General features: G+C 66.8%; 17 protein-coding genes. 9 read left to right on the forward strand and 8 right to left on the reverse strand.

The window, feature by feature from the left end; all coding sequences use genetic code 11:
- Positions 1–261 precede the first annotated feature (261 nt).
- Positions 262–2,292: an NADPH-dependent 2,4-dienoyl-CoA reductase gene (locus AB0I35_RS24410; RefSeq protein WP_357398590.1), complete on the reverse strand. Its 2,031-nt coding sequence runs from the start codon at positions 2,290–2,292 to the stop codon at positions 262–264.
- Positions 2,289–2,843, reverse strand: coding sequence for a PadR family transcriptional regulator (locus AB0I35_RS24415; RefSeq protein WP_357398592.1), 555 nt, complete (start codon positions 2,841–2,843; stop codon positions 2,289–2,291). The genes AB0I35_RS24410 and AB0I35_RS24415 overlap by 4 nt, the downstream gene beginning before the upstream one ends.
- A gap of 113 nt (positions 2,844–2,956) precedes the next feature.
- Here AB0I35_RS24415 and AB0I35_RS24420 point away from each other — a divergent pair, with 113 nt between their 5' ends.
- On the forward strand, positions 2,957–4,297 hold the full coding sequence (locus AB0I35_RS24420) for an MFS transporter (protein ID WP_357398594.1): 1,341 nt from the start codon (positions 2,957–2,959) through the stop codon (positions 4,295–4,297).
- A gap of 238 nt (positions 4,298–4,535) precedes the next feature.
- On the opposite strand, the gene AB0I35_RS24425 is transcribed toward AB0I35_RS24420, so the two are convergent.
- Positions 4,536–5,186, reverse strand: coding sequence for a TetR family transcriptional regulator (locus AB0I35_RS24425; protein WP_357398596.1), 651 nt, complete (start codon positions 5,184–5,186; stop codon positions 4,536–4,538).
- 145 nt (positions 5,187–5,331) lie between these two features.
- On the opposite strand from AB0I35_RS24425, the gene AB0I35_RS24430 reads away from it, so the two are divergent.
- From AB0I35_RS24430 to AB0I35_RS24440, 3 genes are read left to right on the forward strand one after another with little or no spacing between them, the layout of a single operon-like run.
- On the forward strand, positions 5,332–6,423 hold the full coding sequence (locus tag AB0I35_RS24430) for a ferredoxin reductase (RefSeq protein WP_357398597.1): 1,092 nt from the start codon (positions 5,332–5,334) through the stop codon (positions 6,421–6,423).
- A 40-nt stretch (positions 6,424–6,463) separates the two neighbouring features.
- A complete protein-coding gene (locus AB0I35_RS24435; protein WP_357398598.1) occupies positions 6,464–7,612 on the forward strand; it encodes an acyl-CoA desaturase in 1,149 nt (382 codons plus the stop codon).
- On the forward strand, positions 7,612–7,926 hold the full coding sequence (locus AB0I35_RS24440; RefSeq protein ID WP_067486107.1) for a hypothetical protein: 315 nt from the start codon (positions 7,612–7,614) through the stop codon (positions 7,924–7,926). The genes AB0I35_RS24435 and AB0I35_RS24440 overlap by 1 nt, the downstream gene beginning before the upstream one ends.
- Here AB0I35_RS24440 and AB0I35_RS24445 read toward each other — a convergent pair whose 3' ends face one another.
- A complete protein-coding gene (locus AB0I35_RS24445) occupies positions 7,927–8,412 on the reverse strand; it encodes a DUF4254 domain-containing protein (RefSeq protein WP_357398599.1) in 486 nt (161 codons plus the stop codon).
- A gap of 332 nt (positions 8,413–8,744) precedes the next feature.
- Here AB0I35_RS24445 and AB0I35_RS24450 point away from each other — a divergent pair, with 332 nt between their 5' ends.
- Positions 8,745–9,059 (forward strand): hypothetical protein, encoded by a 315-nt coding sequence (locus AB0I35_RS24450; RefSeq protein ID WP_067642455.1) that lies wholly within the window; start codon positions 8,745–8,747, stop codon positions 9,057–9,059.
- A gap of 2 nt (positions 9,060–9,061) precedes the next feature.
- Here the strand turns inward: AB0I35_RS24450 and AB0I35_RS24455 are convergent, their stop codons facing one another.
- The 4 genes from AB0I35_RS24455 to AB0I35_RS24470 all read right to left on the reverse strand — a co-directional run bounded on the left by AB0I35_RS24455 (position 9,062) and on the right by AB0I35_RS24470 (position 13,081).
- Positions 9,062–10,054, reverse strand: a complete 993-nt coding sequence (locus AB0I35_RS24455; RefSeq protein WP_357398600.1) for an ATP-binding cassette domain-containing protein — start codon at positions 10,052–10,054, stop codon at positions 9,062–9,064.
- Positions 10,055–10,056: 2 nt separating this feature from the next.
- Entirely contained in the window at positions 10,057–10,890 is an 834-nt protein-coding gene (locus AB0I35_RS24460; RefSeq protein WP_357398602.1) for an ABC-2 family transporter protein, read from the reverse strand.
- Entirely contained in the window at positions 10,883–11,671 is a 789-nt protein-coding gene (locus tag AB0I35_RS24465) for an ABC-2 family transporter protein (protein WP_357398603.1), read from the reverse strand. Before AB0I35_RS24465 ends, AB0I35_RS24460 begins: the two co-directional genes overlap by 8 nt.
- Positions 11,672–11,980: 309 nt before the next feature.
- Positions 11,981–13,081 (reverse strand): alpha/beta hydrolase, encoded by a 1,101-nt coding sequence (locus AB0I35_RS24470; RefSeq protein ID WP_357398605.1) that lies wholly within the window; start codon positions 13,079–13,081, stop codon positions 11,981–11,983.
- Positions 13,082–13,262: 181 nt separating this feature from the next.
- Here AB0I35_RS24470 and AB0I35_RS24475 point away from each other — a divergent pair, with 181 nt between their 5' ends.
- The 4 genes from AB0I35_RS24475 to AB0I35_RS24490 are packed head-to-tail and all read left to right on the forward strand — an operon-like array spanning position 13,263 to position 16,690.
- The gene (locus AB0I35_RS24475) at positions 13,263–14,453 is read left to right on the forward strand and encodes a lipid-transfer protein (RefSeq protein WP_357398606.1); all 1,191 of its coding nucleotides are present in this window, start codon (positions 13,263–13,265) and stop codon (positions 14,451–14,453) included.
- A gap of 30 nt (positions 14,454–14,483) precedes the next feature.
- Positions 14,484–14,924, forward strand: a complete 441-nt coding sequence (locus AB0I35_RS24480; RefSeq protein ID WP_357398607.1) for an SRPBCC family protein — start codon at positions 14,484–14,486, stop codon at positions 14,922–14,924.
- Positions 14,921–15,799 carry a MaoC/PaaZ C-terminal domain-containing protein gene (locus AB0I35_RS24485; RefSeq protein ID WP_357398609.1) on the forward strand — a complete coding sequence of 293 codons (879 nt, stop codon included), beginning with the start codon at positions 14,921–14,923 and terminating at the stop codon, positions 15,797–15,799. Before AB0I35_RS24480 ends, AB0I35_RS24485 begins: the two co-directional genes overlap by 4 nt.
- Before the next feature lie 12 nt (positions 15,800–15,811).
- Positions 15,812–16,690, forward strand: coding sequence for an SDR family oxidoreductase (locus AB0I35_RS24490; RefSeq protein ID WP_357398612.1), 879 nt, complete (start codon positions 15,812–15,814; stop codon positions 16,688–16,690).
- Position 16,691: the final 1 nt, after the last annotated feature.

Genomic DNA, 16,691 nt, shown 5'->3' on the forward strand with positions numbered 1-16,691 from the left:
GCCGCGCGAACAGCGCTCGAAGCGCATGTGCCGCAGGCGCGAGTCTCGAGCGCTGTTCGCGCGGCCCTCCAGGGGCCGCGCTCGAGCGCGCCAGCGCTCCAAAAACACAGCCAGCACCATTTGGGCGCGATCCAAAAAGAGCCGGCCACGCCCCAAACTCCCGGGCAACCTCCCAACCGAAGACAACACCCCCACCCACCGGATGCGAGTTCGGTGGATGGGGGCGTCGCAACGGCCGTCCGTCGCGTCGGACGACCGGGTCTAGAGGCGGGCGGCCAGGCGGGTGCCCTGGTCGATGGCCCGCTTCGCATCCAGTTCGGCAGCCAGTTCGGCCCCACCGATGAGATGCAGCTCGATACCGGCTGCTCGCAATGGTTCCTCGAGTTCGCGCACCGATTCCTGCCCGGCGCAGACGATCACGTTGTCCACCTCGATCACCCGCGCATTCTCGCGCTTCTCCCCGAAGCTGATGTGCAGCCCGGCATCATCGATGCGCTCGTAATTCACCCCGCCGATCTGCTCGACACCCTTGGCTTTGAGCGCAGCGCGGTGCACCCAGCCGGACGTTTTGCCGAGATCCTTGCCGAAGGGGGTCGACTTGCGTTGCAGCAGGACGACATCGCGGGCGGCGGGGGAGGGGTTGGGCTTCTTGAGCTGGCCGGGGACCTGCTCGTTGTCGGAGTCGACGCCCCACTCTTCCTTCCACTCGTCGAGCTTGAGGGTCGGATGTCCTTCGACGGTGAGGTATTCGCTGACGTCGTAACCGATGCCGCCCGCGCCGATCACTGCGACCTTCTTGCCGACCGGCTTCTCCTGCTTCACCAGCTCCGCGTACGACAGCACCATCGGATGGTCGATGCCGGGGATGTTGGGAATGCGGGGGCGCACGCCGGTGGCCAGGACGACCGAGTCGTAGCCACCGTCGATGAGTTCGGTTGCGCTGACGCGCTTTTCGAGGTGCAGTCGGACGCCGGTGAGCTCGATCTTGCGGCGGAAGTAGCGGATCGACTCGTCGAATTCTTCCTTGCCGGGGATGCGGCGGGCGATGTCGAACTGGCCGCCGATCTTGTCGTCGGCTTCGAACAGGTCGACGTGGTGGCCGCGTTCGGCGAGGTTCACGGCTGCCGAGAGGCCCGCGGGGCCCGCGCCGACCACCGCGATGCGCTTGGTGCGGCGGGTGGGCAGCAGGTTGAGGGTGGTTTCGCTGCCCGCGCGCGGGTTCACCAGGCACGACACCTTTTTGTTGCCGAAGGCGTGGTCTAGGCAGGCCTGGTTGCAGGCGATGCAGGTGTTGATCTCGTCGGCGCGGTCACCGCGGGCCTTGTTCGCCCAGTCGGGGTCGGCGAGCAGGGGGCGGGCCAGTGAGATGAGGGCCGCGTCACCGCGGGTGAGGATCTCCTCCGCGATCTCGGGCATGTTGATGCGGTTCGACGCGCACACCGGAATGTTCACGACCCGAGCGATTTTGGCGGTGAACTCCACGAACGCCGCGCGTGGCACGGAGGTGACGATGGTCGGGACCCGAGCCTCGTGCCAGCCGATGTCGGTGTTGAGGATGTCGACGCCGACGGCCTCCAATTCCTGTGCGAGCGCGACGATCTCGTCGAAGGTCTGGCCCTTCTCCACGAGCTCGGCCATCGACAACCGGAACACGATGATGAAATCGGGGCCCACTTCGGCGCGGATGCGGCGGGCGATCTCCACGGGCAGCCGCCGCCGGTTCTCCGGGGTACCGCCCCACTTGTCGGTGCGCTTGTTCACCCGTGGCGCGAGGAACTGGTTGATGAAATACCCTTCACCGCCCATGATCTCGCAGCCGTCGTACCCGGCGAACTTGGCCAGCCCGGCGCAGCGGGCGTAGTCGTCGATGGTGCGTTCGATGCCCTTGGCCGACAGTGCGCGCGGCTTGAACGGGTTGATCGCCGATTTGATCGCCGAAGCCGAAACGCTGGTCGGCATATAGGAATAGCGGCCCGCGTGCAGGATCTGGATGGCGATCTTGCCGCCCTCGTCGTGCACCGCCTTGGTGATGCGCCGGTGCCGGTAGGCCTCGGTCTTGGTGGTGAGCTTGCCGCCGAACGGGAGGAGCCAGCCGGTGCGGTTGGGTGCGTACCCGCCGGTGATGATGAGCCCGACACCGCCGCGTGCGCGTTCGGCGAAGTAGGCGGCGAGCTTGTTGGTGTCCCAGGCGCGGTCTTCGAGGCCGGTGTGCATGGAGCCCATGACCACCCGGTTACGCAGGGTGGTGTGGCCGAGGTCGAGTGGCTCGAACAGATGGGGATAGGCAGTCATGGGCGATGGTCACCTTTTCGCGGTCGCAGGGCCTGCAGTACTTCGTCGCACCATTCGACGTAACCGGTCTCCGCGCGGATACCCGCGCGCAGCACCAGGTACTGGTGCAGAGCGGTGCCGGAGAGCTGGTCCGGCGCCGGAAAGAATTTCTTCTCGCTGAGCTGGTACTCCTCGAGGCGTTGCGCGTGTTCGGCGCGGTGGCGGGCGACCTCGGCGCAGACGGCGTCGATATCGCCGTGCGCGGCGCCACGCACCTTGACACCGAGTTCGTCGCGGGTGGGCACCGATTCGGTGGGCTCGGCGATCCAGCGGGCCAATTCCTCGGCTCCCGCGGGGGCGACCGAGTACACCTTCTTGTCGGGTTTGCCCTGCTGGGCGACCGATTCCACGGTGACCCAGCCGGCTTCCTCCATCCGCTTGAGCACGCGGTAGATCTGCTGGTGGGTGGCGCTCCAGAAGTAGCCGATCGACTTGTCGAACCGGCGGGCCAGTTCATAGCCGGAGCCTGCTCGCTCGCTCAGCGAGACCAGGAGCGCGTGCTCGAGTGCCATGCGACGAGGATATGCGCAACCAACGGTTCTATGCAACCAGGTTCATATGGATTGACGGCGTGGCGGATCGTCGATGCCCTGCCGGGTGCCGAACCCGCCGTTACGCTCGGTGCATGACCGAGGTGAGCGCGTCCGCGACCATCGGCGAGGCGGCCGGACGCGGACAGGTGATGGCGTGGGGGCTGTGGGATTGGGGGTCCTCGGCGTTCCAGGCAGTGACGCTCACCTTCGTGTTCTCGGTGTATCTCACCGACAAGGTCGGCAAGGACCTGCCGGGAACGATCTCCGCGAGCGCGTGGCTCGGGTGGGCGCTGGCGGGTGCGGGTCTGGTGGTCGCGCTGACGGCACCGGTGTGCGGGCAGTACTTCGACGCGGTCGGCTCCCGCAAGCGCGCGCTGGCCACGCTGACCGCACTCACCGTAGGTGCGATGGCGCTGATGTTCTTCGTCCACGCCGACTACCGCGACCTGTGGCTCGGTCTCGCCCTGCTCGGTTTCGCCTCGGCCACCTTCGAATTGGCGACGGTGCCCTACAACGCGATGATGCGCCAGGTGTCGACGCCGGCGACGGTCGGCCGGGTGTCCGGTTTCGGTTGGGCGATGGGTTATTTCGGTGGCATCGTGCTGCTGCTCGCCTGCTACGCCGGCTTCCTCGCCGGTGACGGCGATCGCCGCGGCCTGCTCGACATGCCGACCGATCAGGGGCTCAATGTGCGGCTGGTGATCGTGCTCGCCGCCGTCTGGTTCACGGTGTTCGCGTTGCCGGTGCTGTTCACCGTGCCCGAGCTGCCGCGCACGGGCGCCGATCCGGGCGCGGACCGGGTCGGTTTCCTGGGTTCCTACCGGGTGCTGTGGCGTGATGTGCGCGAACTGTGGCGCACCGACCGGCATACGGTGTGGTTCCTGCTGGCCAGTGCGATCTTCCGGGACGGGCTGGCCGGGGTGTTCACCTTCGGCGCGGTGCTCGCGGTCGGCGTGTACGGCTTCGCCGACGCCGATGTGCTGCTGTTCGGTGTCGCCGCGAACGTGGTGGCGGGCGCGGCGGCGATCACGGCGGGTCGCTTCGACGACCGGCTCGGCCCCAAGCGGGTGATCGTCGGTTCGCTGATCGGGATGATCATCTGCGGCGCGGTGCTGCTGGTGGTGACCGGCCCGCTGATGTTCTGGGTCTTCGGTTTGGCACTGACTGTCTTCGTCGGCCCCGCCCAGGCCTCGGCCCGGTCGTTCCTGGCCCGCCTCGCCCCACCCGGTCGCGAGGGCCAGCTGTTCGGCCTCTACACCACCACCGGCCGCGCCGTCTCGTTCCTCGCGCCCGCCCTGTTCGGGCTGTTCGCCTGGGCCTTCCACAACGATCGCGCGGGCATCGTCGGCCTCCTCGTGGTGCTCACCGTCGGCCTGCTGGTCCTGCTCCCGGTCCGTGCACCGAGCACCGTTCAGGACGCCAAACCTGTGTAGCGTCACCGATTTCGCCCACGCAATCCTGTGAACACCTGTACTCCGAACGAAATCGCCGACAGATTTCGCGGGCACGTGGGTAACTCACAAGACGCGGGCTGAACCGGCCGGGGCCCGAAAGTATGGCTCGACGTGGAGAGGCAGGTGAGCGCATGGGTAACTCACCGGGGACGGGCTGACCCGACCACCCCCGAAAGTCTGGCCGCCGACGCGATTCCGCTCGCGCACGAGCCTGGCCCTATTTCTCGGGGAGGTCCGGCTGCCAGGCGGCGATACCCAAGGCGATCAGGCGCATCTGCATCACCGTACGCTCGACGACCGCCGACTCCTCACGCGGCGTCGCCGAGACGAAGGCCGCGATGCCGTCGGTGACCGTGCTGACCAGCAAGTCCGCCGCGATCTCGAGTTCGGTCGTGCTCCACGAATCCAGCGCGCGCAACCGCGACAGATCCGCGACGATCTCGCGCACGATCAGCTGCAGCTCCATCGCGATGGCCTGGCGCAGCGGCGCCGAGCCGCCGTGACGTTCGCGCAGCAGGAAGCCGAACAGCGCGCGCTTGGCGGCGACCTGCTCGAACACGAAGCGCACGGTATCGGCGAGGTGGGCGTCGGGCTTGCGCCTGACCTCGCGCAAGGCCAGCCGTAGCGCGGTGACACCCTCGTCGACGAGGGTGGCGCCCAGATCGTCCAGCGACGCGAAGTGGCGGTAGAACGCCGTCGGCACGATCCCGGCCGAGCGTGCGACCTCGCGCAGGCTCAGTGCGGCGAACCCGCGTTCCGCGGCCAGGGCCAGCGTGCCGTCGAGGAGAGCCGCCCGAGTGTGCGCTTTGCGCTCATTCCGGGTTCCTGCCTGCTCAGTCACATCGGTGAGCATACATCCGTTCACCATAGTCGCTTCCTTGGAAATGTAGTCCGGCTCACATCGTTGCCGGTTGACAGTGGGCCGGGTCCATCCGGCACACTGGTGAGTGTACAGGCGTGCACTGAAATTTTCGCCAGCACGTCCACGGAACATCCGCAGAGGGGCAACACACATGGTGGGACTGATCGACCTGGTGCAGACGTTGACGACGCCGCATCCGCTGGACCGGTACCTCGAACTCGTCAGCCCGGCGCTGACCGCGCGGGAACTGCGTGCCGAGGTCACCCATGTATCCCGCGCGGTGCCCGGCTCGGTGACCCTGACCCTGCGTACATCGCGCCGCTGGCGTGGACACAAGGCCGGGCAGTACATCCAGATCGGGGTGCTGATCGACGGCGTGCGCCACGTCCGCTGCTACTCGCCCATCGACCCGGAGGGCGGCAGCGACCGATTCCTGCAGCTCACCGTCAAGGCGCACCCCGGCGGGCTGGTCTCGAACTACCTGCACGATCACGCCGAACCGGGCATGGTCGTCAACCTCGAGCCGGCGAGCGGGGTGTTCGCGCTGCCCGAGCAGCGGCCCTCGAAGGTGCTGCTCATCAGTGGCGGCAGCGGCATCACCCCGGTGCTGTCTATGCTGCGCACCCTCGACGCCGAGGCGTACACCGGCGAGGTCACCTTCCTGCACTACGCGCGCCAGCCGGAGATGATTCCGCACCGCGCGGAACTGGCCGCGATCGCCAACCGGCGCCCCAACTTCCGGGTGGAATACCGCTTCCCGGTGGAGCCGGGCACGGTCGTCAACGGTGAGACCTCCACCGGCAGTGGCTTTTTCGACTACGACGAGCTCGAGCGCGTGGCGCCCTGGTTCGCCGACGCGCAGACCTTCGTGTGCGGTCCGCCGCCGCTGATGCGCGCGGTGAAGAACATCTTCGAGGCCGAGGGTCTCGCGGATCGGGTGCACAGCGAGGAGTTCACCCTCACCACCGTTCCGGTCGACCCGTCCGAGGCCACCGGCACCGTCACCTTCTCCGGCAGCGACGTCGCCGCCGAGAACAACGGTTCCTCGCTGCTCGAACAGGCCGAATCGGCGGGGCTCACCCCGGAATACGGCTGCCGCATGGGGATCTGCTTCTCCTGCACCGCGACCAAGGTGTCCGGCTGCACCCGCAACCTGCGCACCGGCGAACTCGACGCCGACCCCGACAAGCAGATCCAGATCTGCGTGAACGCACCCGTCGGCGACGTCGACATCGCCCTCTAGTCAACCGATCACCGCGAAACAACCCAGGGGAGATACTGCTATGACGATCCTCACCGAAACCGCAGACGGCCCGGTCATCCTGACCCCCGACCAGGTCGAAGAGCTCGGCAAGGCGCTCGACGACCTGCGTGCCCGCGTCGTCGCCGACCTCGGCGAACGCGACCGCGAATACATCTACAAGATCATCAAGACCCAGCGTGGTCTCGAGGTGGCAGGCCGCGGTCTGATGTACCTCGGCTTCCTCCCGCCGTTCTGGCTGGCCGGTGTCGCCGCGCTCGGCGCGTCGAAGATTCTCGACAACATGGAAATCGGCCACAACGTGATGCACGGCCAGTACGACTGGATGCGTGAGCGCGGCGTGAACTCCCGCGAATTCGACTGGGACACCGTGTGCCCGGCCGATCAGTGGAAGCATTCGCACAACTACATGCACCACACCTACACCAACATCCACGACATGGACCGCGACATCGGTTACGGCATCCTGCGCATCGACGAGGGCCAGAAGTGGAACCCCTACTACCTGGGCAACCCCGTCTACGCCTTCCTGCTGATGGTGCTGTTCGAGTGGGGCGTGATGGTGCACGACCTCGAGGCCGACAACATCATCAAGGGCAAGCGCAAGTGGTCCGACCTCAAGCCGCTGCTCAAGGGGCAGTTCAAGAAGGCGGGCAGACAGGTCCTCAAGGACTACGTGGTGTTCCCGGCACTGACCGGCCCGCTGTTCCTGCACACTCTGGCGGGCAACGCGGCCGCGAACCTGGTGCGCAACCTGTGGACCTTCTCCATCATCTTCTGCGGTCACTTCCCGGCGGGCGTGCAGACGTTCACCAAGGAGGAGACCGCGGAGGAGACCCGTGGTGAGTGGTACGTGCGCCAGATGCTCGGCTCGGCCAACATCAACGGCTCGCGCCTGTTCCACATCATGTCGGGCAACCTCTCGCACCAGATCGAGCACCACCTGTTCCCGGATATCCCGGCCAACCGGTACCCGGAAATGGCGCCCGAGGTGAAGGCGCTGTGCGAGAAGTACGGTCTGCCCTACAACACCGGCCGTTTCTCCAAGCAGATCGGTTCGGTGTGGGCCAAGATCTTCCAGCTCGCGCTCCCCGACAACATCACCAAGAGGGCGCCCAAGCCCGGTGTTATCGTTATGCGTAATCGGAAGGCAACCGAAGTGGGCGTGTAATGGTCGGCAAATTCGAAACCAACAAGGATCTCGTCCAGGAATTGACGACCTCCGGCGCGCAGCGGGTGGGCAATATCGCCGCGCTGATCACCGGAACCGTCGCGGGAGTGGCCCGGGAGATCGGTGAGTTCATCACCGACGCGATCGAGATGAAGGAAGCGGCCGCCGCGGCTCGCCGTGACGCGGCCGCGGCCGAACCGGCCTACGACGCCACCGACGACGAGGTGCGGGCGCCCGAGCAGCCCGTCACCGAGGCCGAGATCGTCGACGAGACCGAGGTGGTCTCGCCGAAGCCGGTTCCCGAACAGCACTGATCACCACACCGGCAACCGGCGCCGGTGCTCGATCACATCGGTGATGAGATCGCGGTAGCCGTCGGCCAGCTCGGCCAGCCGGGACCAGTGCAGATGGGTTCGACACTCCGGATCGCCGTCCAGCGCATGCTGGGCGGCGATCCATTTTCGTGCCATCCGGTCGATCACCGCGCCGAGGGTCTCGGTGTGCAGCGAGGCGCCCGCGCGGTGGGCCAGGTTGGTGGCCACCCAGTTGTCGATGAGCGCCATCTGCGTGGTGCGTTCGCGGTCTATCTCGTCGATCAGGCGCAGGATCCGCGCGCTCGACACGGCCGGGTCGCGGGCCTCCTCGATCACCGCGCGCCTGCGTGCATGGCATTCGGCGAGGGCGGCGGCCGCGTCGAGTACCCGGTGATGGGGCCGGTTCCGATCGATCGGCCGGACGAATGCCCGTAACAAGGCCGACGGTGACGGTGGTTGTGTCAGGTGGCCGGAGTGGATCGGCATGGTGCACGCCCCTGAAAAGCTCGCGAGGTGGATACGCCGGGGCCGGGGAATCGCCGGGACGCGCCCCGGCACCGGCGTAGCCCCGCCCAGGCGCCGACGTATTCCGCGACGCTGCGGTGAGGATGACGGCCCGGGAAATATCGGGACCCTTTCAGGAAAGCGCGATCCGGGATCGACGCGCAATAGTATGGTGTACAAATCTCCGGGCAGGCAGAAATTGTTATGTGCCGATGACGGGCGAGTCACCGGGCGGTGACCGACAAAACCTATGCGGCACATTCATGGCAATCTCACCGGTGACAAAACCCGCGTATGCACTAGCCTCGGTAGATGTGCCGGCTTACGTGTCCTCGCCCGAGCTGACCTTCGGCTTTCTCTTCGCGCTGGAAGACCCGCAGCGAATCGCCGATGTGGTCCGCGACCTGATGGAACGCCGTGCGGTGTCGGTGTTCCGGCTCGCCCGGCTGTCCGACGACGAAGGACCACCGCAGCGCTATGTGGTGAACTGGGCCGCCATCCCGCAGATCGCCATCACCACCAGCGCCCCCGACGCCGACGAGCTGCGCGCGCAGCGGATCATGCTGGTCAACGCCTTCATCGGCGAAGGCGGCGAGGTGAGCATGTACTCCGGTAACCCGAACGCTTGAATTCAGCGCGCGGACTCGTAGATTCGGCGCACCACGTCCTCGATGCCCGGCTCCTCGATGGACAGATCGCGCACCTTCGCCCGATCCGAGACCGCCGCGAGCAATGCCGCGGCGGTGGTGTGTTCGGCGTCGAAGGCCAGGCGCTGACGCATGCCGCCCGCCGCGCTCGACAGCAGTTGCGCACCACACGGCAGATCGTCGAGATCCGGTGTCGGCTCGGCCAGGTCGACGACGAGCACCCGGCGCGCGCCGACGGTGGCGCCGAGGCCGGTGAGCGAACCGTCGTAGACGAGGGTGCCGTGATCCACCACGAGCACCCGCTCGCAGAGTCGTTCGATATCGCCCATGTCGTGGGTGGTGAGGAGCAAAGTGGTTCCGCGTTCCATGCGCTCGGCGCGCAGGAACTCGCGTAATCGCTGCTTGGACAACACGTCCAGACCGATCGTCGGCTCGTCGAGAATCACCAGTTCCGGCGAATGCAGCAGGGCGGCGGCCACCTCGGCGCGCATGCGCTGACCGAGCGAGAGCTGACGCACCGGTGTGTCGAGGGTATCGGCCATCTCCAGCTGCTCGACGAGCTCGTGTGTCCGCTTGCCCGCGACCTCCGGATCGAGCCGGTGGATCGCGGCGAGGATCGAAAACGATTCGTGCAGCGGCAGATCCCACCACAGCTGCGACCGCTGCCCGAAAACCACACCGATGCGCGAGGCCAGTTCCCGCCGCTGGCGCACGGGTTCGAGACCGCACGTGCGGACCGTGCCCTTGGTGGGGACGAGGATGCCGGTGAGCATCTTGATCGTGGTCGACTTGCCCGCGCCGTTGGCGCCGATATAGCCGACGGCCGAGCCACGTTCGACCCGGAAACTCATCCGGTCGACGGCGGTGATGATGTCACGATGTCTGCGCCAACGCCTGCCGTTCTTGCGGTACACGCTGAATTGCCGGGTGAGGTCGTCGATGTCGATGATCGGATCCGATGTGGCGTTGTCGTCCATCGTTATCCGCCTCCTCCCTGATAGTGCCTCGTCCCGACCCGCCACGCCGCCGCCGCGAGCAACCACACCCAGGCGGCGGCCAGCGGGGTCAGCCACGCCGACCACGCGGGCAGCAGCGGCGGGCCCTGCAGTCCGAGCAGCGCGATGGTCGGCACGTACGCCGTGAACGCGACCGGAATCGCGAACCCGAACAACAATTTCAGCGGTGTCGGAAACACCGAGGCCGGCTGCATCGCGGCGAACGAGCCGCCGTAGGTGAAGCTATTGGTGAGCTCGGCACCGTCTATCAAGAAGAACTGTAGCCCCGCCGCACATACGAAAAGGCCACAGAACAGCGCGATTCCACTCAGCAGGGTGATCACGATCAAGGTAACCGGGACGATGCCCCAGTCGATTTCGTTGCGCCACAGCCCGATGCCGAGCACGATCACCGCGACGGCGGCACGGGCGATCCGGCGCAGCGAGATGTCGCTGGTGATCAACTGGAGTAGCAGTGGTTGTGGGCGAAGGTGATACGCGTCGAGGGTGCCCATGCGGATCATCGCCGGGAGTGAGTCGAGGTGGCCGACCAGCACCTGGGCGAGCGCGAAAGCGGTGTTGGACAGGCCGAACAGCAGCAGTGCCGCGTCGACGTCGAGGCCGCCGAGGGTGCCGACGTTGTGGAAGATCACCCACACCTCGGCGAACTCCACCAGGCCGATCAGGAACGCGCTGAACACCTCGATGGCGAACGACACCCGGTAGACCCGCTGTGCTTTGACACGCGAACGCAATACTGCGAGGTAGGGGGTGAACCAGGTCCCGGACACAATGCGCGCGGTCTCCGGTTCAGCCACCCTGTACCTCCAACCTGCGTTGTCCCGCTCGCAACAACACCCTGCCGAGCAGTCCGATCGCCAGTACCCAGAAGCCTTGTCCCGCAACGACTGACAAGGCTTCCATTCCGGCGACCCGCCCTGACAGCGTATCGATCGGGGACTGGAGGATGGAGGGAAACGGGGTTGCGTGCGCGAGCAGACGCAACCACTCGGGAAACATGTGAACCGGTACGAAAAGGCCTGCGAGGAACGTGCCGACGATCTGGTACAGCATCCGGATGCCCCGGATCTCCACCACCCAGAAACCGCACAGCGCGACCGCGAACAAGCACAGGAACGACAGCGCGACCGCGAGCAACACGCTCAGCAGGCCGAGCAGGTACGCCTGCGGTGAGTCCGGCATCGACAAGCCGAAGATCGTCGCGCCGATCAGGATGCTCGGCACCGCGCGGGGGAGGAACGTGCACGCCGCACGGCCCATATCGGTGGCGAGGTAGCCGAGTTGCACGTCGACCGGGCGCAGGAAATCGATGGCGACGTCGCCGGTCTTGATGCGCTCGACCAGATCGATCGGCGGGCCCATGAACTGCGTCGCCCCGAGCAGGGCCTGCGACAACCACACGTACGCGGCGATGGTCGCCTCGTCGTACCCGCCGAAATCCCCGGCCGATCGCACGGCCGCGACCATCACCGCGGCACGGACGAACCCGAAGATGCAGTTGGTGAACAGCCCGGCGAACATCGCCAGCTTGTACTGCGCCTGTCTCTTGAAACCCGCCCGCACCAGGGTCCAATACACCCCGGCGGTACCTGGTGTGCGCCGTCGGCACCTGCGTCGGCGCACCGCGAGAACGATCCCCGCGTCCCCCTCCGCATTGCCCCGCACAATCAGTCAACTCTAGGCGGCCGACCCTGGATCAGGACGAAAACGGCGTTGTTCGCCGATCGTTGTCAGTCCTTGGGGAACCCCGTCGCGAACAGGATCGCGATGGCGACCGAGCTGACCACAGAGATGGCGAGAATGATCCACATGAGGGGCAAGATTACCTGTCGCCCACTCTTGACACGGCATCGGTCCGGCTCATCACGTGCCCTCGTGGCCGGACCGTCAGTGTGCGGTGACGGTCCCGGTCAGGAGTTCGTCGGTGTCGACAGTGGTGGCGGCGAGGAAGTCGGCGATCGCGGCCCAACCGGTGGTGCGGGCGTCGGGGCCGGCGATGATGCCGAGGTGGCTGCCGTCGACTTCGACGAAGGTGACGGGGGCTCCGGTGAGGACGTCGATTCCGGCGGCTACCGACGCGGCGGAGGCGAGGGTGTCGCGGTTTCCGCCGATCAGCAGTACCGGAACGGTGATCGCGGTCAGGTCGACGGCGTGTTCGGCATTGAGATGCACTGTGCCGGTCCACATTTCGTTGCGGATGATCAGCTGGCGGTACACCTGCGAGTAGAAGCGCGCGGGGTAGCCCGGCATCGTGTCCATGAATCGGTCGACGGCCTGCATTCTGGCCAGGGATTCGGGGTCGTTGGCGTGGCGCGCGATGTAGAGCGGTTTGGTCAGTTCGCGGTCGAGCGATTGGGCGCGGAAGCCGATCCGCACGGCTTGTTTCGGGATGCCGCCGAGTAGGCGCACCGGCGTGGTGACGATCTTGGTCGGCGCGAGGCGGCCGAGCGACCTGGCCAGCGACATCGACCCGTTGCGTCGTTGGTCGAACGGGGTTCCGACCGCCGTCACCGACGCGACGGGGAGTTCGGGGTCGGCCGCGGTGGTCAACAGGCTGATGGTGCCGCCGAACGACCAGCCGATCACCTCGACCGGGGCGTAGGCGTGCTCGGCGCTGACCCGGCGGATCGCGTCGGGCACGATGTCGTCGACCCACTCCTCGAAGCCGAGATCACGGTCGGCGTAGGTGATCTCGCCGTAGTCGATGACGTACACCGCACGGCCGAGGCCGAGGAGGAACTCGACCAGGCTCTGGTCGGGCCGCAGGTCGTAGCACGAGATCGTGACCGCCAGCGGCGGGACCAGCAGGATCGGGTTGCCGGCGGCCGGTGTGGTGCGGCGATAGCACCGCAGCCGCCGATGGGGGTGGTCGTACACGTCGACCGACGGTGTGGGGGTGTAGGGCTCTATCCCCTCCCGGAACAAGGCGCCGATGTTGCGCACCGCGGTGCCCCATCCGACCATCGTCTTCCCTCCATCACTCTGCATGCGCTGACCTGGACATCGTGTCTCACTTACACGACGGGTCGCAACTTCCCATGATTCGAACATCGGCGTGACCGGCGAATTTGCGCACCTCAAGGTATTGACTGGGACACGATGTCCAATATACCTTCCTGGTACACGTAGTCCCACGTACTTGGGACGCGCGACACACAGGAGTGCGTACATGACACAGAAGGTGTTCGTCGTCGGCGTCGGCATGACGAAGTTCGAGAAGCCCGGCGCGCTGGAGTGGGATTACCCGGACATGGCCCGCGAGGCGGGCACCAAGGCGCTCACCGATGCCGGAATCGACTACAACCAGGTCCAGCAGGCCTATGTCGGGTACGTCTACGGCGAGTCGACCGCCGGACAGCGCGCTGTCTACGAGCTCGGCATGACCGGCATCCCGGTGGTCAACGTCAACAACAACTGTTCCACCGGCTCGACCGCGCTCTACCTCGCCGCCCAGGCGATCCGTGGTGGCCTGGCCGACTGCACCCTGGCGCTGGGCTTCGAGAAGATGCAGAAGGGCTCGCTCGGCTCCACCTACGACGACCGTGAGCAGCCGATGATGCGGCACCTGCTGGCGCTGGCCGAACTGCAGGAGTTCGCCATGCCGCCCGCGCCGTACATGTTCGGCGCGGCGGGCAAGGAGCACATGGAGCGCTACGGCACCACCGCCGAGCAGTTCGCCCAGATCGGCGTGAAGAACCACCGGCACTCGGTGAACAACCCGTACGCGCAGTTCCAGAAGGAATACAGCTTGGAAGAAGTGCTGGCCGCCAAGCAGATCTACGGCCCGCTCACCAAGTTGCAGTGCTCACCGACCTCCGACGGTTCGGGCGCGGTGATCCTGGCGAGCGAGTCGTTCGTCGACAAGCACAACCTCGCCGACCAGGCGATCGAGATGGTCGGGCAGTCGATGGTCACCGACCTCGAGACCACCTTCTCCACCAAGAGCGCGATCAACCTGGTCGGCGCCGACATGTCGCGCACCGCCGCCGAAGCGGTCTACGCCCAGGCCGGAATCGGGCCCGAGGACATCGACGTGATCGAGCTGCACGACTGCTTCTCCACCAACGAACTGCTCACCTACGAGGCGCTCGGCCTCTGCGCCGCGGGCGAGGGTGGTCGTCTCGTCGACGACAAGGCCACCACCTACGGCGGCAAGTGGGTCGTCAACCCCTCCGGTGGCCTCATCTCGAAGGGCCACCCGCTCGGCGCGACCGGACTCGCCCAGTGCAGCGAGCTCACCTGGCAGCTGCGCGGCACCGCCGACGCCCGTCAGGTCGACGGCGCGCGCATCGCCCTGCAACACAACATCGGTCTCGGTGGCGCGGTCGTGGTGACCGCCTACCGCCCGGCCAACCGCTGATTTCCACCAAGCTCACCGAGGAGTATTCCCATGGCATCTGTGTCCGTCTCCACCGAACTGCCCATCACCCCCGAAGCCGCCTGGGCGAAGCTGAGTGATCTCGCGACGTGGGAGGAGTGGCTGACCATCCACCAGGGCTGGCGTTCGGATCTGCCCGCCGAGCTGACCGTCGGATCGCGATTCATCGAGGTCGTCTCGGTGATGAACATGGCCAACAAGATCGAGTGGACCGTGGCCGAGGTCGACCCGCTGAAGTACCTGAAGATCACCGGCACCGGCATGGCGGGTGTCTCCGTGGAATTCGTGCTGAAGGTCGAGCCGACCGCCACCGGTTCCTCGGCCGCCTTCGACGCCTCGTTCAAGGGCACCATGATCGTCGGCCCGATCGGCAAGGCCGTCGCCAAGAACGCCGAGGCGGATCTGAAGGAGTCGATGGCCAAGTTCACCGAGCTCGTCGGGTCCGCGGCGTGAGCAGCGCCGACGCGACCACGGCCGGAGTCGTCTTCGACGGCTCCGGCCTGGGGGAATGGACCGACGAGGAGCGTTTCTCGGTCACCGCCGAGCGGATCGCCGAATACGCTGCCGCGACCAATGATCCGATCGCGGCCCACCGCAACGGGGAAGTCGCACCGCCGGTGTTCGCGGTGGTGCCGGTGTTCACCTCGATGGCGCCCGCCGCGCTGTCCGTGGCCCCGGTGGAATTGCTGATGAAGCTGGTGCACGGGGAGCAGGACTTCCTGTTCCACCGACCGATCCGGCCCGGCGACGAACTGGTCGTGCGAGCCAAGCCGATCGGGTACGTCGGCAGGCCCAATGGATCGACCGTCGTCGTCTACGCCGAAACCCGTGACGCGGCAGGCGAACTCGTCAACGAGCAATGGATGACCGCGTTCTTCCGCAAGGTCGACGCGGGCCCCGGTGAAGGCGAGGCCGCACCGGAGCACCGCATCACCGACGCCGATCGCGCGGGCGAGCCCGCCGCCCGGGTCACCGCCCTCATCGATAAGGATCAGACCTTCCGGTACTCGCCGGCCTCCGGCGATCCGATGCCGATCCACCTCGACGACGAGATCGCGCAGATGGCCGGGCTCCCCGGCATCATCAACCACGGCCTGTGCACCATGGCCTTCACCTCCTGGGCGGCGCTGACCGAACTCGCCGACAGCCAGACCGCCCGCCTGCGCCGACTGGCCGTGCGCTTCGCCAAGCCCGTCCTGCCGGGCCAGGAGATCACCACCACCTTCTGGCCGACCGGGTCCGCCGACTCCGGCGTGCGCGCCTACGCCTTCGAGACCGAAGCCGCGGGCCAGATCGCCATCACCGACGGCCGCGTCGAATTCAATTAGGAGACAAGACTTATGGGAAAGCTTGACGGTCGCGTCGCGGTGATCACCGGTGCCGGTCGCGGTATCGGTCGCGAACACGCGCTGCTGTTCGCCCGCGAGGGCGCCAAGGTCGTGGTCAACGATCTCGGCGGCGCCAACGACGGCACCGGAACCGATGCAGGCCCGGCCCAGCAGGTGGTCGACGAGATCGTCGCCGCGGGCGGCCAGGCCGTGGCCAACACCGACAACATCGCCACCTGGGAAGGTGCGAAAGCCCTTGTCGACCAGGCGATCAGCGAATACGGATCGCTCGACGTACTGGTGAACAACGCGGGCATCCTGCGCGACGCGTTCATCGCGAGCATGGACGAATCCCAGTGGGACGCGGTCATCGCCGTGCACCTCAAGGGCCACGCCGCCACCCTGCACCACGCCGCCGCGTACTGGAAGGCGCAGACCAAGGCCGGTAACCAGGTCTCGGCGTCGGTGATCAACACCGCCTCGGCCTCGGGCACCTTCATGCCCAACGCGGGCCAGGGCAACTACGGCGCCGCCAAGGCGGGCATCGCCGCGCTCACACTGGTCGCCGCCGACGAGCTCGAGCGCTACGGCGTGCGGGTGAACGCGATCGCCCCGATCGCGCGGACCCGGCTCACCCTGGCCACCCCTGGCATGGGCGCGCTGTTCGCCGCCGAGGTGCCCGAGGGCGAGTTCGACCCGTTCTCCCCGGCCAACATCTCCCCGCTGGTCGCGCACCTGGCCGAGGCCGACTGCCCACTCACCGGCAAGGTCTTCGCGGTGCAGGGCGGCGCCATCATCGAACTCGGCGGCTGGCACGACGTGCGAACGGTCGAGACCGACGGCCCGTGGACCATCGACGGGGTCGCCGCGCAGCTGAAAGAGAGCAGCTAGT

It is taken from the genome of Nocardia sp. NPDC050378 (genome assembly GCF_040655675.1).
In the GTDB taxonomy this organism is placed as follows: domain Bacteria; phylum Actinomycetota; class Actinomycetes; order Mycobacteriales; family Mycobacteriaceae; genus Nocardia; species Nocardia coubleae.

What these genes read in the sequence shown, in the direction of transcription:
- AB0I35_RS24410 (WP_357398590.1), bottom strand. Translation starts at nt 2,292, where the DNA reads ATGACTGCCTATCCCCATCTGTTCGAGCCACTCGACCTCGGCCACACC.
- AB0I35_RS24415 (WP_357398592.1), bottom strand. Translation starts at nt 2,843, where the DNA reads ATGGCACTCGAGCACGCGCTCCTGGTCTCGCTGAGCGAGCGAGCAGGC.
- AB0I35_RS24420 (WP_357398594.1), top strand. Translation starts at nt 2,957, where the DNA reads ATGACCGAGGTGAGCGCGTCCGCGACCATCGGCGAGGCGGCCGGACGC.
- AB0I35_RS24425 (WP_357398596.1), bottom strand. Translation starts at nt 5,186, where the DNA reads ATGGTGAACGGATGTATGCTCACCGATGTGACTGAGCAGGCAGGAACC.
- AB0I35_RS24430 (WP_357398597.1), top strand. Translation starts at nt 5,332, where the DNA reads ATGGTGGGACTGATCGACCTGGTGCAGACGTTGACGACGCCGCATCCG.
- AB0I35_RS24435 (WP_357398598.1), top strand. Translation starts at nt 6,464, where the DNA reads ATGACGATCCTCACCGAAACCGCAGACGGCCCGGTCATCCTGACCCCC.
- AB0I35_RS24440 (WP_067486107.1), top strand. Translation starts at nt 7,612, where the DNA reads ATGGTCGGCAAATTCGAAACCAACAAGGATCTCGTCCAGGAATTGACG.
- AB0I35_RS24445 (WP_357398599.1), bottom strand. Translation starts at nt 8,412, where the DNA reads ATGCCGATCCACTCCGGCCACCTGACACAACCACCGTCACCGTCGGCC.
- AB0I35_RS24455 (WP_357398600.1), bottom strand. Translation starts at nt 10,054, where the DNA reads ATGGACGACAACGCCACATCGGATCCGATCATCGACATCGACGACCTC.
- AB0I35_RS24470 (WP_357398605.1), bottom strand. Translation starts at nt 13,081, where the DNA reads ATGCAGAGTGATGGAGGGAAGACGATGGTCGGATGGGGCACCGCGGTG.
- AB0I35_RS24475 (WP_357398606.1), top strand. Translation starts at nt 13,263, where the DNA reads ATGACACAGAAGGTGTTCGTCGTCGGCGTCGGCATGACGAAGTTCGAG.
- AB0I35_RS24480 (WP_357398607.1), top strand. Translation starts at nt 14,484, where the DNA reads ATGGCATCTGTGTCCGTCTCCACCGAACTGCCCATCACCCCCGAAGCC.
- AB0I35_RS24490 (WP_357398612.1), top strand. Translation starts at nt 15,812, where the DNA reads ATGGGAAAGCTTGACGGTCGCGTCGCGGTGATCACCGGTGCCGGTCGC.